Origin of the sequence: Labrys methylaminiphilus subsp. lupini (assembly GCF_051161885.1) — a bacterium.
GTDB lineage: Bacteria > Pseudomonadota > Alphaproteobacteria > Rhizobiales > Labraceae > Labrys.
On the sequence record NZ_JBMDIH010000001.1, the window covers coordinates 1,215,325 to 1,230,511 of the forward strand.

The 15,187-nt window shown below is 64.1% G+C and carries 12 protein-coding genes; 5 read left to right on the top strand and 7 right to left on the bottom strand.

The window, feature by feature from the left end; translation table 11 throughout:
* Positions 1-93 precede the first annotated feature (93 nt).
* The gene (locus ACN6KF_RS05665; RefSeq protein ID WP_434955898.1) at positions 94-1,524 is read left to right on the top strand and encodes a hypothetical protein; all 1,431 of its coding nucleotides are present in this window, start codon (positions 94-96) and stop codon (positions 1,522-1,524) included.
* A gap of 84 nt (positions 1,525-1,608) precedes the next feature.
* Here ACN6KF_RS05665 and ACN6KF_RS05670 read toward each other — a convergent pair whose 3' ends face one another.
* Entirely contained in the window at positions 1,609-2,463 is an 855-nt protein-coding gene (locus tag ACN6KF_RS05670; RefSeq protein ID WP_434955899.1) for a LysR family transcriptional regulator, read from the bottom strand.
* A 99-nt stretch (positions 2,464-2,562) separates the two neighbouring features.
* Here ACN6KF_RS05670 and ACN6KF_RS05675 point away from each other — a divergent pair, with 99 nt between their 5' ends.
* A complete protein-coding gene (locus ACN6KF_RS05675; RefSeq protein WP_434955900.1) occupies positions 2,563-2,964 on the top strand; it encodes a tautomerase family protein in 402 nt (133 codons plus the stop codon).
* A 28-nt stretch (positions 2,965-2,992) separates the two neighbouring features.
* Positions 2,993-3,784 carry an AttM family quorum-quenching N-acyl homoserine lactonase gene (attM, locus tag ACN6KF_RS05680; protein ID WP_434955901.1) on the top strand — a complete coding sequence of 264 codons (792 nt, stop codon included), beginning with the start codon at positions 2,993-2,995 and terminating at the stop codon, positions 3,782-3,784.
* 29 nt (positions 3,785-3,813) lie between these two features.
* On the opposite strand, the gene ACN6KF_RS05685 is transcribed toward attM, so the two are convergent.
* The 5 genes from ACN6KF_RS05685 to ACN6KF_RS05705 all read right to left on the bottom strand — a co-directional run bounded on the left by ACN6KF_RS05685 (position 3,814) and on the right by ACN6KF_RS05705 (position 8,852).
* Complete coding sequence (locus ACN6KF_RS05685) at positions 3,814-5,094, bottom strand: cystathionine gamma-synthase family protein (protein ID WP_434955902.1); 1,281 nt, start codon at positions 5,092-5,094, stop codon at positions 3,814-3,816.
* A 141-nt stretch (positions 5,095-5,235) separates the two neighbouring features.
* Positions 5,236-5,610 (bottom strand): nuclear transport factor 2 family protein, encoded by a 375-nt coding sequence (locus ACN6KF_RS05690; protein WP_434955903.1) that lies wholly within the window; start codon positions 5,608-5,610, stop codon positions 5,236-5,238.
* 65 nt (positions 5,611-5,675) lie between these two features.
* Positions 5,676-6,035 (bottom strand): MmcQ/YjbR family DNA-binding protein, encoded by a 360-nt coding sequence (locus ACN6KF_RS05695; protein ID WP_434955904.1) that lies wholly within the window; start codon positions 6,033-6,035, stop codon positions 5,676-5,678.
* On the bottom strand, positions 6,032-8,134 hold the full coding sequence (locus ACN6KF_RS05700; RefSeq protein WP_434955905.1) for a molybdopterin-containing oxidoreductase family protein: 2,103 nt from the start codon (positions 8,132-8,134) through the stop codon (positions 6,032-6,034). The genes ACN6KF_RS05695 and ACN6KF_RS05700 overlap by 4 nt, the downstream gene beginning before the upstream one ends.
* 247 nt (positions 8,135-8,381) lie before the next feature.
* Positions 8,382-8,852: a peroxiredoxin gene (locus tag ACN6KF_RS05705; RefSeq protein ID WP_434955906.1), complete on the bottom strand. Its 471-nt coding sequence runs from the start codon at positions 8,850-8,852 to the stop codon at positions 8,382-8,384.
* Positions 8,853-9,147: 295 nt separating this feature from the next.
* Between ACN6KF_RS05705 and ACN6KF_RS05710 the strand changes: the two genes are divergently transcribed.
* Positions 9,148-12,591 carry a YhdP family protein gene (locus ACN6KF_RS05710; protein WP_434955907.1) on the top strand — a complete coding sequence of 1,148 codons (3,444 nt, stop codon included), beginning with the start codon at positions 9,148-9,150 and terminating at the stop codon, positions 12,589-12,591.
* Positions 12,592-12,624: 33 nt separating this feature from the next.
* Here the strand turns inward: ACN6KF_RS05710 and ACN6KF_RS05715 are convergent, their stop codons facing one another.
* Positions 12,625-14,049, bottom strand: coding sequence for an MFS transporter (locus ACN6KF_RS05715; RefSeq protein ID WP_434955908.1), 1,425 nt, complete (start codon positions 14,047-14,049; stop codon positions 12,625-12,627).
* Between the two features lie 144 nt (positions 14,050-14,193).
* On the opposite strand from ACN6KF_RS05715, the gene ACN6KF_RS05720 reads away from it, so the two are divergent.
* A complete protein-coding gene (locus ACN6KF_RS05720; protein WP_434955909.1) occupies positions 14,194-15,177 on the top strand; it encodes a LysR substrate-binding domain-containing protein in 984 nt (327 codons plus the stop codon).
* The last annotated feature ends 10 nt before the right edge of the window (positions 15,178-15,187 follow it).

Sequence of the window (15,187 nt, forward strand, 5' to 3'; positions counted from 1 at the left end):
AGACGGGGATCTTCCATGCAGCAGACCGGGTATTTTATGACTTTCTTGAAGAAATCTGAGCGTAAGCACCGTGTTGCGCGCAAGGCAATGCTGGTGAGCGTCGCGCTGATCGGGTTGGTCTCGCCGCCGGCAATGGCAGAACCTGCCACCGAGCAGGGAGCCAAGGCGATCCGAGAAGAGATTGCTCGCTATCTTGGCCCGAAAGTGATCGAGAAGGGTATTGTCACGGTCAAGCCCAATGGCGACAGCTACGATCTCGTCTACGATCTCAGCAGCAGCAAGCTCGGCCTGCCTGCTGACGGTGCACAATTCAGCTTCGGTCCGCTTGCCACCCGCCTTACGCCGCAGGGAGGTGGCAAATATGTCTTCGAGCAGACGGTGCCTTCGCTCGATTTCGTCTACAAATCGGCCAAGGCCGGCCCTCAGAGCGAACTGGTCCAGCGCCTGAAGAATTGCATCGGAAAGGGCATTTTCGACCCTAAGGCCGTGCAATTCACCGATCAAACAATGAGCTGCGAGTCGGCCGTCTTCACGATGCGCTCGCCCATCGAGGACATCGACGCTAGCATCGGCAAGATCGATTTCACCATCACCGGAAAGGTGGGGGATGCCAGCAAGACGGACCTGAACATGACGGGCGACCTCCTGGACCTCGTCGAGACGGTCACCGTCAAAGATCCGGCCAACCCTGCCCCTCCCATGGTGCTGCGCGCCGATCGCGTGCACGAGACCTTCGTAGCCAGTGGCTTCAGCAGCCCGCAGTTCATGCAGGCCCTCGCCTATTTCGCGGCCCGCAAGGCTGGCGACAATGGCAAGGCGGCCCAGGAGCAGGCGCGGGCCAAGCTGAAGGCCGTATTGCCATTGTGGCAAACGCTGACGGCGCAGATCCGCTATGACAACATGACGGTGGGGACGCCCAAGGGCATCATCAAGATTGCCTCGGTTGATACCAATCTCGCCTCGAACGGCTTGGTGAAGACAGGCAATGTCGGCCTGAATCTGGCCATGAGCGGCCTCGTCCTGCCGGACGGCATGATGCCAGACTGGGCCAAGTCCCTGGTGCCGGAAAAAGCTACCCTCGATTTCAACCTGACAGGGCTCGATCTCGAGACGATCGCCGGCAAGATGATCGAGGCTGGCACCGATGCAAAACCTGCCCAGGCCGACGCGTTAAAAGCGGTGCTGATGCCCTTGCTTCTGGCGAACCAGCCCAAGCTCACCTTCGGCCAGAGCCTGACGGCGCCTGCCTATGATGTGAAGGGGCAGGGGGAAACCTCACTGTTGCCCGCCCAGCAGGGCAAGGCGACGGTCTCTACCTCCAATCTGGATGGGGTCGCCGCCGCTCTCGGCAAGGCCGGTGGCTCCGACCCCGGGCCGCAGCGCGCCACCATGGGCATCGCCTTCCTGAAGGGCCTGGCGAAGACCGGGCCGGATGGCCGGCTGACCTGGGATATCGACTTCGACAGTCTCGCCCGCAAGGTCACGGTGAACGGCCAGTCCTTCGGGCCGGGTGCGCAGAAATAGGGCACCTTCAACCTGCAAGCTGTGCGTTCGGAGGGCGGCCTTCCCTGAAAGGCCGCCCTCTTCGCGTCTAGAGCACCGAGGCGATCAGGCAAGCTCCTTGGCCAGCAAATGGCGGACTTCCGTTACCAGGGCCGATTCGCCGGCCTGGGGCGGCAGGATGGAGAATTCGATGTCGGGCATGGCCGGAAGGCCGAAACCGGCGTCGAGAATGGCCATGCCAGCCGGTATGGCGGAACGGTTGAGGCAGGCCACGCCCAGGCCGGCGGCGAGCGCCAGATGCAGGCCGGCGACCCCGGCAGCCGAATGGGCGATCTCATAGTCGATATCGCCCTGGTTGAGCGTGCGGATGATCAGGCGCTGCAGCGCGCAGGCCTCGGGAAGCACCACCAGCGGCAGGCGCTGGCTGCCATCGAGCGCAAGGGTGGGAGAGGCCACCCACGACAGGGGTTCGCGGCCGAGCCGGATGCGGCCGTCCTCGCCCGGCGTGTCGTCGTCGAGAAGGCGCATGGACAGGCCGATGTCGAAGTCGCGGCGGCTCTCGATCATCAGGCTCTGGCGGGTGGCGACATGCAGCCTGAGTTGCGGATAGCGCTCGCGCAGGCGCTTGAGCAGCAGCGTGATCGTCGCCGGGCGGAAATAGTCGGTGATGGCCAGGCGCAGATCGCCGGCAAGTGGCATGCCCAGGACATCGCGAAAAGCTTCCTCGCTGAGCGCCAGCAGCCGGCGCGCATGCACGACCAGGCGCTCGCCCGCCGGCGTGAGGCTTGCACCGAGTTTGCCGCGCACCAGCAAAGTCACGCCGCAATGCTGCTCGAGCTTGCGCATCTGTTCGCTGACGGCCGATTGCGAGCGGTGGACCCGTGGCGCCGCTGCCGACAGGCTGCCTGTTTCGGCGATGGCGACGAGCGTTTGCAGCAGGTCGAGGTCGAAGGGGCGCATTTATCCATCCTATTTTCCGATGGATAATATCGTATCTTCCTGCTTTTCCGAATGAAAGCTTCACTTCATACAGGCGCTGTCCCCCATGAAGGAGCTGACATGCCCGGTATCTTTCTCACCGTTTCCGGCCAGGCCGACGGCAGCCTCACCCGCCGCCTTGCCGACGAAGTCGCGCGTCTCACCTGCACCGTCCTGCGCAAGGAGCCCGATCGCACCCTGGTGACGGTCGACTATCTGCCGCATGAGCAATGGTTCATTGCGGGGCAGTCCCTGGCGGAGCTCGGCAAGAACTCGTTCCGCCTGGAAGTGACGGTCACCGACGAGACCAATACCCGGGAGGAGAAGGCCGCCTTCCTCGCCCAGGCCTTTGAGCTGCTGTCGGGGATAATTGGAAACGTTCATTCCCATTCCAATGTCCACATCGTGGATTGCCGGGCGACGACCTATGGCTATGGCGGCATCACCCAGGATCGCCACTACCATGAGAGCGCGAGAGGATGACCGCCTCGGCGAGCAGTCGGAGTTTCGAATGTCTAGTCTACGTTTGTATATGTTCCAGTCCGGCACCCAGCGCTGCAAGCTGCACCACATCAAGATGAACCAGGGCGAGGGGGAGGACTGCGAGATCCCGGTTCCCTGGTTCCTGGTGATGCATCCGAAGGGAGCCGTGCTGATCGACGGAGGTCTGGCGGCTGAAGGCCTTGCTGATCCCGGTGCCTATTGGGGTGGCAGCGTCGAAGTCTTCCGGCCGGTGATGACGTCCGAACAAGGCTGCCTCGCCCAGCTTCAGGCTCTCGGCGTCCAGCCCGGCAATATCCGCTTCGTGTTGCTCTCGCACCTGCATTCGGACCATAGCGGCGCCGTCGGTCGCTTTCCCAACGCCACGCACATCGTGCAGCGCCGGGAATATGAGTACGCCTTCGCCCCCGACTGGTTCGCAGCGGCAGCCTATGTCCGCCGTGACTTCGACCGGCCGGGCCTCGCCTGGCAGTTCCTCGAGGGGGAGGCGACCGACGATTTCGATCTCTATGGCGATGGCAGCATCCGGATCCTATTCACCCCAGGGCATTCGCCCGGCCATCAATCCGTGCTGGTCAACCTTCCGAACAGCGGGCCGTTCCTGCTGGCGATCGATGCCGCCTATACCTGGGACCACTGGAACGAGAAGGCGCTGCCGGGCCTGATGTGCTCGGCCAGCGACGTGGCGCGGTCGGTACGCAAGCTGCGTTTCCTCGCCGACCGGGTGGGGGCGACCGTGGTGCCGGGCCACGATCCCGAGGCCTGGACCGGTTTCAGGCAGGCCCCGCACTTCTACGACTGACGCGCCCGTTCCCCAGCATGTCTGCCCGCTCAGGCCTCCAGCGCCTGGGCGAGGTCGGCGATCAAGTCCTCGGCATTCTCGATGCCGACGCTGAGCCGGATGGTCGCGTCGGTCACGCCGAGCTGGGCTCTCAGTTCGGCCGGTACGCCCGAATGGGTGGTCGAGGCGGGATGGCTGGCGAGCGACTCGGTGCCGCCGAGGCTGACGGCGAGCTTGAACACCTTGAGTGCGTTGAGCAGCCGGAAGGCCTCGGCCTGGCCGCCCTTGATCTCGATCGAGAAGGTCGAGCCGGCGCCGGTGCATTGGCGCTCGAATACCCGTCGCGCCGGGCTGTCTTCCGGCAGTGCGTGCAAGGCATGCACGGCGGCGACGCCGGCATGAGCGGCCAGGAAGTCGGCAACGGCAATCGCATTGCGTGCGGCCGCCTGCATGCGCAGCGACAAGGTTTCGAGCGAACGGCCGAGCATCCAGCAGGTGTGGGGATCGAGCTGCGTGCCGATGGCACTGCGCAAAGCGCGCACGGGCTTCAGCACGGCCTTGCTGCCGATGGCCGCGCCGGCGATCAGGTCGCTGTGGCCGCCGATATATTTGGTAGCCGAATAGACCACGATGTCGACGCCATGGCCGAGGGGGCGCTGGAAGAGCGGACCCAGCAGTGTATTGTCGCAGACGATCACCGGCCGCGCACCCTGGAGCTCGGCGATGCGATCGGCCGCCTCGCTGATGAGGGAGAAATCGACCAGGGTGTTGACCGGATTGGACGGGGTCTCGATCAGGATGACGCTGACACGGCCCGCCGTCATCGCCTTGTCGGCCGCCTCACTGATTGTTGCGGCATGCAGACCGTCGATGAAACCCGTGTGCCCGATGCCGAAATCGGCAAGTGTACGGGCGAGCAACGTCTCGGTGCCACCGTAAAGCGGCTGGCTATGCAGCACGACATCGCCGGGACGGGCATAGGCCAGCACAGCCATGGAGATGGCCGCCATGCCCGAGGAGAACAGCAGGGCGGCTTCGCCGCCCTCATAGATGGCGAGGCGATCCTCGACGATCTCGGTGTTGGGATGGTTGAAGCGCGAATAGACCAGGCCCGCCGCACTGCCGGCGGGGGGCGAGCGTCGGCCGGAGGTATAGTCGAAGAAATCGCGACCATCCTCGGCCGATTGGAACACGAAGGTGGAGGTGAGGAATACCGGTGGCTTCACCGAGCCTTCCGACAGGGCCGGGTCATAGCCATAGCCCAGCATCAGGGTTTCGGGATGCAGGGGATGATTGCCCAATGTGCGCTTGTGGCTGCGATCGACGGCCATGACCGGCTCCTCTCACGGATTGCCTCGCTGATGGTCCGTGGGATGGTGCTGCCGGCGAGGTCAGTTTGTCAAAAGGCGAGGCGATGGAGGGATGGAAAAGGGGTGAGAAACGTGGCCGGGTGGATTGGCACACGTCGCTCTTCAGTCCCCAGGTGCGGCATGCCTCGGCGTGCCGAGCTTGAACCAGGCCTTGGCGATCCTGCCGTCCTCGACCTCGTAGATCGCCATCACGTCGACCTCGCCTCGGCCCTCTGGGAAATTGCGGGTGACGATTTCGCGGTCCACCACCAGGGTGCCGACCGAGAGCCGGCCGATCAGCTTGCCGTGCAAATCGGGTTCGCGAAAACGAACGAGGTGGCGGGCCCGGATTTCGGCGGCGCCCGCCGCCAGCAAGGTCGAAGGATGCTCGAAGACCAGCGCATCCTCATGCCAGAAGGTCATGAAGGCTTCGATGTCGCGGGCATTATAGGCGGCGAGCTGGCCGGCAATCACGGCTTCTGCTGCGGAGGCGTCCATCTTGGTTGTCCCAAATAGGCAGGTGACACCGTTCGTCATTACGGGAGAAGGGGGCCACGTAAAGGTTAGCCCGGCAGGCCCAACGCGGCCCGCCTCTTCTTCGAGAGGCCCCGCGAGACGATCAGATGGGACTGGCGCAGATAATCGCGCAGATCCTCGTCGCTCAGGCCGGGTTCGGCGTAATGCTGGATCCATTTCATGCCGCGCGAGGCCAGATAGGGCGCCGGGCGCAGACCCGGCTGTTCTTTCAACACCTCATAGGAGATGTCGCTGACCTTGAAGGTGTAGCGCGGTTCGCCGTCCTGCTGGCCGCCGATGGCGAAGACCTTGTCGCCGACCTTCCAGACATGGGCGCCGCCCCATTGCACCACATGGCTGGTGGCCGGGAGCGTGCCACAGAAGGCGTTGTATTCGTCGCGGGTCATGACGCCAAAGCTGGAAGCTTGCGGATGGCGACCTTGTTGTCGTGGAAAGCGCCGCCGCCGACGGGGGCGGGCGCGTCGGCCCCGGTCAAGGTGTTGATGCCCTTGCCGTCTTCATAGGCGCTGTTCGGCCAGATCGATTCCGCCACCAGCACGCCGCGGCGCAGGCCTTCGAAGAGCTTGGCATGCAGTCGCACCTTGCCGCGCGGGCTTTCCAGCTCGACCTTGTCACCATCCTCTATGCCGTGGGCGGCGGCATCGTCGGGATGGATCAGCACATCGGGCCGTTCTTCCTTGGCGAGCGAGGTCGGAGTTTCAGTGAAGCTCGAATTGAGGAAGTTCCGGGCCGGGCTGGTGGTCAGGCGGAAGGGGAAGATGTCGTCGGCCAGTTCGATCGCCGTCCAGTAATCGGGGAAGGCGGGCATGTCGTGCACGGGCCCGAACTTGGCGGGAGCCGCATAGGGGTTCTTCGGCCAGTCGGCCTTGAGGCGGAACTTGCCGTCCGGCCAGCCGAACCCCTTCAGGAAATGGGCGTCCTCGAAAGGCTGCTGCACGTCGAGCCAGCGCTTTTCCTCCAACTCGGCCAGCGTGCCGCGCTTGGAGGCTTGAAGCGTGCGGTCGATCAGCTCGCGCGGATCCATGGCAAAGGCTGGGTGCTCGGCGCCGACGCGGGCAGCGATGGCGCTGATCACCTCGTGATTGTTGCGGCATTCGCCCGGCGGCTCGATCAGCTTGGGACCGAGCAGGATGTGCTGCTGCCCGCCGCCCTGGTAGACGTCGTCATGTTCGACGAACATGGTAGCCGGCAGGATGAGGTCGGCCATGCGGGCGGTATCCGTCATCACCTGCTCATGCACCACGGTGAAGAGGTCCTCGCGGGCAAAGCCCTGCTTCACCAGGTCCTGGTCAGGCGCGACCGCCATCGGATTGGTGTTCTGGATCAGCAGCATCTTCACCGGGCCGCCGCCGCACAATGCCTCGGCATCGCCGGTGAGGATGGGGCCGATGCGGGATTGGTCGAGCTCGCGCACCTTGGGGTCGCGCACGTCCAGCCCCTCGATCAGGGTCTTGCGCCAGCCGAACATGCCTGAATTGGAATGCAGCGCGCCGCCGCCCTCATATTGCCAGGCGCCCATCACCACGGGAATGGCACTGACCGCATGCATCGAGGCCGCACCGTTGCGCGAACGGGCAAAGCCATAGCCAAGGCGGAAGAAGGTACGGGGGCGCTCGCCGAGCAGCCTGGCCAGCGCTTCGATCTCCGCTACCGGCACGCCGGTGATATCGGAAGCCCATTGCGGCGTGCGGCTGGCCAGATGGGCTTCGAACTCGGCCGGGTGATCGGCGAATTTGGCGAGATAGGCCCGGTCGGCATAGCCGTCACGGAACAGCACATGCATGAGGGCGCAGGCCAGCGCACCGTCCGTGCCCGGCTTGAGGATGATCTTGATGTCAGCCTGCTGCATGGTGGCGTTGTCATAGACGTCGACGGCCACGATCTTGGTGCCGCGCTTCTTGCGGGCAGAGGCGGCGTGGGTCATCACATTGATCTGCGTCACCACCGCATTGGTGCCCCACAGCACGATGCAGTCCGATTGAGCCATCTCGCGCGGATCGGTGCCGGTCATGCGGCCATGGCCGGCGAGATAGCCCGACCAGGACAGAGAGGTGCAGATGGTGGAATACTGGCCCGAATAGAGCTTGGCATTGCGCAGGCGGTTGATGCCGTCGCGCATGACCAGGCCCATGGTGCCGGCATAGTAATAGGGCCAGACGCTTTCGGCTCCGAAGTCGCGTTCTGCGGCCAGCATGGCCTCGGCGGTGCGGTCGAGCGCCTCGTCCCAGCCGATGCGCGTATATTGGCCCGATCCCTTTGGCCCGGTGCGCAACAGCGGATGGAGCAGGCGATCCTTGTGATGCACGCGCTCGGCATAGCGGGCGACCTTGGCGCAGATCACGCCCTTGGTGAAGCTGTTGTCGGCGGCGCCATAGACCCGGCCCATCGTGTTGCGATCGAGCACTTCGATCTCGAGGGCGCAGGTCGAGGGGCAATCATGCGGGCAGGCGGAGGCCCTGCGGATCGGGCCGAGCGGTTTGTTCATCGGGGTCTCGTCATGTCACGACGGCATCGTAAGGCGAGGGCGCTATAAGAACCAGCCCTGCCTGCGACCATTGCGAGAATTCATCGATCCATTCACACGATGAATAGGCCGAGTGCGCCTTTGGCACCACGGCTGCGTTTGTTTTATGAAGGGGCGGGAAACACGGAGTGTCAGCCTCTCAGCTCCATCAGGTGATGGAGTGGGGCTGACACTCCAAATCCCGCTTAAATGAAAACCAAGATTGCCATTACGCCAATGCGCGTGCTGCTTCGAGCACTTCGGCGACATGGTTGGCGACGCGCACCTTCGACCAGACGCGGGCGACGACGCCCTTGCCGTCGATCAGCAGCGTGGTGCGTTCGATGCCGAGATAGGTGCGACCATACATTTGCTTCTCACCCCACACACCGTAGGCATTGAGCATATCGAGGCTTTCGTCGGAGGCGATTGCCGTGGTCAATCCGTGCTTTGCCACGAATTTCTGCTGCTTGCGCACAGGGTCATGCGAGACGCCGAGCAGTTCCGTGCCGGCGGCGGCGAAATCCGCCTTGGCGGCTGAAAACTCCACAGCCTCACGGGTGCAGGCCTGTGTATCCGCTTTGGGATAGAAGAAGATCACCAGTTTGCGGCCTTGGAAATCCGCAAGCCGGATCGTGCCGCCATCGGCGAGTGGCAGAGAAAAGGTGGGAGCGGCCTCACCGGCCTGCAGGGGATGCATATGCCATCCTTTCGGCAAAATGGTACGTCAAGGCACAATCGTGTATGTTTCGGAGCAGGCACGGTCCAGGCCGTTTTGCATCCATGGCCCTCATCTATCGGGATGAGGAAGTCCGGTGTGTGTTTGCCCAGCGTATTCGTGAGAAAGACGATATTAAATTGTCGACTTATCTCAACAATTTGCATCTTCATCCTACTGCGTTTCCTTAACGGTGCGGCAACCTGGGTGAGGCCATGATCCCAGCGGCATGCCGTGGGGCATGAAGGATCGAGCGCAAGGGGCTGGCGAATCGTTGATGGCGAGGGACGCACATAACGCAGTGCATGAAACGACGGCTGCCGCCGATGAACCGGCGGCCCTGGAGAACGCTGCGGGCCAATTGCCATACGACCATCCCGTGGAGGCGTTGCCGGCAGATTCAGAAGCACCGCCCGTGGCCTCCCCGGCCCGGCCGCGGCGCGGTAGCGGCCGGGTGCTGTTGCGAAGTGCCGTTTCCGTGGTCGGTACGGCTGCGGTGGTGGTCGGGGCTGCCATTGGCATCTTCTATTGGCGGCTGGGCAATGGTCCTCTATCGCTGCCTTTCATCACCCAGACCGTGCATCAGGCCATCGCCGCCAAATTGCCGCCGGGCTATCGTCTCAGCCTGGACGATGTGGCGATCGAACGCCGCCCGGAGGGGCTGATTGCGATGATCCGCGGCGTGACCGTCAGGGAACATGACGTCGTGATCGCCTCGGCACCGCGCGTTTATGCAGGTTTCGATCTGACGTCGCTGCTGCTTGGCGACGTCACGGCGCGCTCGATCGTGGTGGAGGGCGCCGCGGCTACCGTCAATGTTAGCATCGACGGCCGATTCACGCTCCAGGCCGGGGTCGATACCACGGCCCCACCCGCGGGCGGGGCCCTGTCGCTTGCGGCGGTTCTCAACGGCTTCGACACGATGATCGCCTCGATCGGCTCCATCGACAGGGTCGAGTTGCGCGATGCCGCTCTGGCGGTGCACGACCAGGCGATCGGCCATGACATCATTCATCGCGGCATCGATCTGACCGTTCGCCGGACCGCCGCTGCCGGTGGCCTGTCGGTGGCCCTGGCCGCTGCGGGCGGCTCCATCAATGCCACCACCGAAGGAGGAGACGGCGAACCGCGCTCGATCGATGTCAAGGCCAGCAATATTGGCGTCACCGAACTCGTGGCCGCGTTGGCGCCGGGTGTCGAACAGCCATCGGTCAAGGCCTCCTTCGATGTGCTGGCCCGTGCGACCATCAATCCCGACGGTTCGGTCGAGATGGCCGAGGTCAGCGTTACCAGCGCCGGGGGCAGTTGGAATGTCGAGCCGAAGGAACCGCCCTTCGTGTTCGATGGCGCTCAGATCAGCCTGAGCTGGAACAAGACGGCGGGCACCGTCCAGGTCGCCCAGGCCATGGTCAGATCGGGTGAGGGCATCCTGGATTTCAAGGGCAAGGTCGTTCCGCCTTCCGACGCGACGGGGCCGGTCTGGACCTACGATCTGCAGGCGCCGGACGTGTTGCTGGCAGGCCGCCGCGAGGAACGTCCGCCGCTGAAGCTCGACCGCATCGATCTTGCCGGACGCTATGATCCCGCCACCAATCGTCTCAGCCTGGACAAGGGCGAGGTGCTGGGGCCGACCGTCGCCATTGATTTCAGCGGCGCTGTCGGCTTCGGCGGCAAGACCCCCGCGATCGACCTGACGGCGAAGGCCAAGACCCTGTCGGCCGTGGCGCTGACCCGGATATGGCCCGTCTTCTCGATACCTGAGGCCAAGATCTGGCTGGAGGATCATATCAAGGGCGGTGTCGCCGATGGAGCGACGCTCAAGCTCGCTATTCCCCAGGGAGCGCTCGCTTCGGTCAATGGCAAGACTCCCCCCCTGCCGGACGAGGCGCTTTCCGGCTCGGTCCCGATGTCGAAAGGCATTGTTCAGATCGTCGATACGCTGCCGCCGATCAGCGATGCCGAGGGCAGGGTCGATTTCTCGGGCCGTCGTCTTGCCGTCAGTATCGACAGCGCTTCGGTCGAGACCGGTGACACCGGTACGCTCGCCCTTGCCGACGGGACCTACAAGATCAACGATTTCGCCCAGAAGCCGCCGAGCCAGTCCGCGGTTTTCGGAGTGAAAGGTCCGGCACAGGCGGTAGCCAAGCTGATGACCATGCCGCCGTTGGCCGAGGCCGCCAAGGGCATGGATATCAAGCCGGATGAGGTCAATGGCATAGCCGATCTCAAGGTCAAGCTCGACCTGCCGCTGATCGACCATCCCCGTCCTGACGACATCAAATATGCCATCACGGGCGGCGTGCAGGAAATGCAGATCGATCACGTTGCCGGCAGCAGCTTGCAGAACGGCACGATGAAGCTCTCGCTAGAGCCGGGACTGATGCTGCTCACCGGCAAGGGCGTCTTCGATGGGCTGCCGGCCAATTTCGACCTGCGCAAGGCCGAAGGACAGGAACCGCAGATGGCCCTCAGCGTCATCCTGGATGAGGCGACGAGAAAGCGTAAGGGCTTCGATTTCGGCGATGCGCTGACGGGCCCCGTTCAGGCCGACATTCACCCGGTCGCCGATCCGCGCGATCCGCGCTACGATGTGGACATCGATCTGGCCGCGGTGCGTATCAAGGACCTGTTGCCGGGCTGGCAGAAGCCGGCCGGCGCTCCGGGCAAGCTCAGCTTCAGTTGGGATCCCGCCGACAAGGGCGGCGGCACGCTCGACAAGCTGACGCTGGACAGCGGGCCGGTCTCGCTGCGCGGCACCGTGACGCTCGGCCCGGACAACAAGCTGCGCAAGGCGATGATGGATAGGATCAGCCTGTCGCCTGGCGATGATTTCCAGGGTGTTTTCGAGCCGCTCGGCAATGGTTGGAAGGTATTCGTGCGCGGCAACCGGCTCGATGCCCGCCCCTTGCTGTCGATGCTGCAGAAGCGGGCCAAGGGCGGCAGCGCCAGCACCAGCGTCAATGCCGACATCAGGCTGAGCCAGGTGGTCGGCTTCAACGACGAGACGCTCGCCGATCTCGGCCTGATGCTGGACAGCAAGGGCACGACGATCCGCAAGCTCGATCTCAGCAGCAGGCTGGTCAATGGCCAGCTCACCGCCTCGCTGGGCAATGAGGGGCGTGACGGCAATCTGGTCACGGTCCAGTCCACCAATGCCGGTGCCGTCATGCGTTTCCTGGATCTCTACACCCGTCTGCGCGGCGGTGCGCTCGGTGCCCGCTTCTCACCGGTGATCGACAATATGCGCGGCCGCCTGGTGATGCGCAGCTTCTCGGTGGAGAACGAGACGGCTCTGGGGCAATATCGCAGCACGTTGAAGAATGCGGGCAAACTCTCTTCATATGCGCCTGGCAGCGGCGACTCCGCCCAGTTCACCAGACTCGAACTCGCCTTCACCCGGACGGCCTCGCGTATCGGCATCCTGGATTCGGTCGTCTGGGGGCCGGATGTCGGCGTCAGCCTGTCGGGCGCCCTCGACTATGGCACGGATAGGGTCAACCTCACCGGCACCTTCGTGCCTGCCTATGCCCTGAACAACATCTTCTCCAAGATCCCGCTCATCGGCGGCCTGCTGAGCGGCGGCCAATATGGCGGCTTGTTCGCCATCAACTTCAAGGTATCGGGCCGGGTCAATGCGCCGGTGCTCACGGTCAACCCGCTTTCGGCGATTGCGCCCGGCTTCCTGCGCAAGATCTTCGAGTTCCAGAAGCAGACCAATTGAGAGCTGTCCCGGTACCGCTCCGGCCCTGTACCCTCAGCCGCGCCGAAGGGCCAGCTGCACAAGCAGCGTCAGGAATGCGAAGACCAGGCTGACCACCACGCCGGAGGAAAGCATGGCCACCTCCGTCGCCGGCATGATGACCGCGGTGACCACGGCAAGGCCGCAGGCGCCGCCGACCTGCAGGGAACTGTTGAGAAGACCGGCGGCGAGGCCCTGTTCCTCGTCGGCGACGCCGCTGGTTCCGGCAACCATCAAGGCTGAGATGCTGAGGGCAAAGCCGAAACCCCAGAGCAGCGACACCGGCAGCAAGAGGGTCCACAGCTCCGGCTCCGGACCGAGGCGGAGCGCCAGCAGGTAGCAGGGCACGAAGGCGGCGAGGCCGAGGAGCAGAATGCGGGTAACCCCAAACCTGTCCATCAGCGCGCCGAGCTTGGGGCCGATCATCACCACCATCAACCCCGCGGGTAGCAGGACGAGCGCCATCTGCCAGGGCTGCCAGCCCAGAAGGTTCTGCAGATAGAGGCCAAGCAGGAACTGGAAGCCCATGGCGCCGCCATAGAGCAGGGCCGCGCTCGCATTCGCGGCCACCAGCCTGCGATTGCAAAACAGGCCGAGGCGGATCAGGGGCTCCTCGACACGGCTCTCGATGGCAGCAAAGCCGGCAAGCAGCAGGCCTGCCAGAATGAGGCCACCGATGGTCCATGGCGAAAGCCAGCCGGTTTCGGCGGCGGAGACGAGCGCGAGGACCAAGGTCAGCATGCCGCCGAGCAAGGTCAGCGCGCCGCCGAGGTCGAGCCGGATCCGCTTGGCGGTGGGCGGGTCTGCCGGCACGAAGCGCAGCGCCGCCCACAGGATCAGCAAGGCGACCGGTACCGGCAGGATGAACACGGCCCGCCAGTTCAGCGTGGCGAGCAGCCCGCCGATCAACAGGCCGGAAGAGTAGCCGGAGGCCTCGAAGACGTTGAAGATGCCGAACGCCTTGTTGCGCTGGGGGCCTTCGGGAAAGGTGGTTGTCAGCAATGACATCGCCGCCGGTGCGGTGAAGGCCGCCGCCATGCCCTTGACGAAACGCGAGGCGATCAGCAGCGAGGGATCGCTGGCGAAGGCACCGAACACCGAGACGAGGACGAATACGGCCATGGCCGAGACCAGCATGCGACGCCGGCCGAACAGATCGGCGCAGCGCCCGCCCAGGAGAAGGAAGCTGCCGAAGGCCAGGATATAAGCGCCGGCCAGCCATTGCGCGGTGGCGGCGCTCATGCCGAATTCGCGCTGGATCTGCGGTATCGCCACCACGATCATCGAGACGTCGAGGCCATCGAGCAGGATGACCCCGCTCGAGACGAGAAGGACGATCCACAGGCGGGCGGGCCAGCGGAAGGCCGTGCCTGGATCGGGCGGGGAGGGGTGGGCGAGATCGCCCGGATACGCCTCGCAAGGGGCGGTGCCGACAGACATGCAATCACTCCATATGGGGGTGCCGAGAAGTCAGGTCGCCGCCTCCCGGCCCCTTGATTGTCAAGTCGTACTGTCATGGATGATTGATGAGGCCATGAAAAACGAGTAATTCTCGATGAAACATCAAAATTGGCTTGAAGATCGATGAAGCGAACCCTGCCGGGGACCCGGGCCCTGAAGACGTTCGAGGCGGCGGGCCGGCATCTGAATTTCACCCGCGCGGCCGAGGAGGTCGGCCTGACGCCGGCGGCGGTCAGCTATCAGGTCAAGGAGATCGAGGAACAACTCGGCCTGGTGTTGTTCGCGCGCACCAGCCGCAGAATCCAACTCACTCCGGCGGGTGTGGTTCTGTTCGAGGCGGTCGGCGAGGCACTTCACACTCTGCAGCGCGCGGTCAGCCGTGCCGGGCAACTGCAGCGCGGATCGGCGCAACTCAGCCTGTCTCTTGGCGCCCGCTTTGCCACCAATTGGTTTCTGCCGAGGCTCCCGGCCTTCCGGGCTGCCCATCCAGGCTTGAACCTGCGTTTCGACATCACCGATGAGGTCCGTGATTTCGAGGTCGACGATGTCGACCTCGCCATCCGTTTCGGCGACGGTCGATATGACGGTCTTCGTTCAGTCCGGCTGTTCGACACCATCGTCGTCGCCGTCTGTAGTCCGAAGCGGCTCGAAGCCGGCGACGGCTTCCAAAGGCCGATGGACCTCAAGCGGCAGACGCTGTGCTACCGGGAGTGGCGCCGGGGCGATCTGGTCTGGCCGAATTGGCGCATGTGGATGGCCGCTGCCGGTGTCCAGGATTTCGACGATAGTGGCTGCGTCGCCTTTTCCGATACCAGCCATGTGGTGCAGGCCGTCATCGACAGCGGCGCCATCGGCCTCGCCGATCTCGCCATGATCGCCAACGACCTTGCCGAAGGGCGGCTGATCAGACTGTTCGATGTCGGTGTCAAAATGGCTGGCGACCACACCTATCACCTCGTCTGCGCGGAAGGCCGCAGCGAGGACGCCGGGATCATGTCGTTCCGCGATTGGATGCTCGCCGAGGCTGACGATCAGCGTCAAAAGCTAAAGCGCTTTGCTGTGGAAGAAGACTGGAGCCAGCCTGCTCCCCGTCCGGACCGCATCTGAAAAGTGGCTC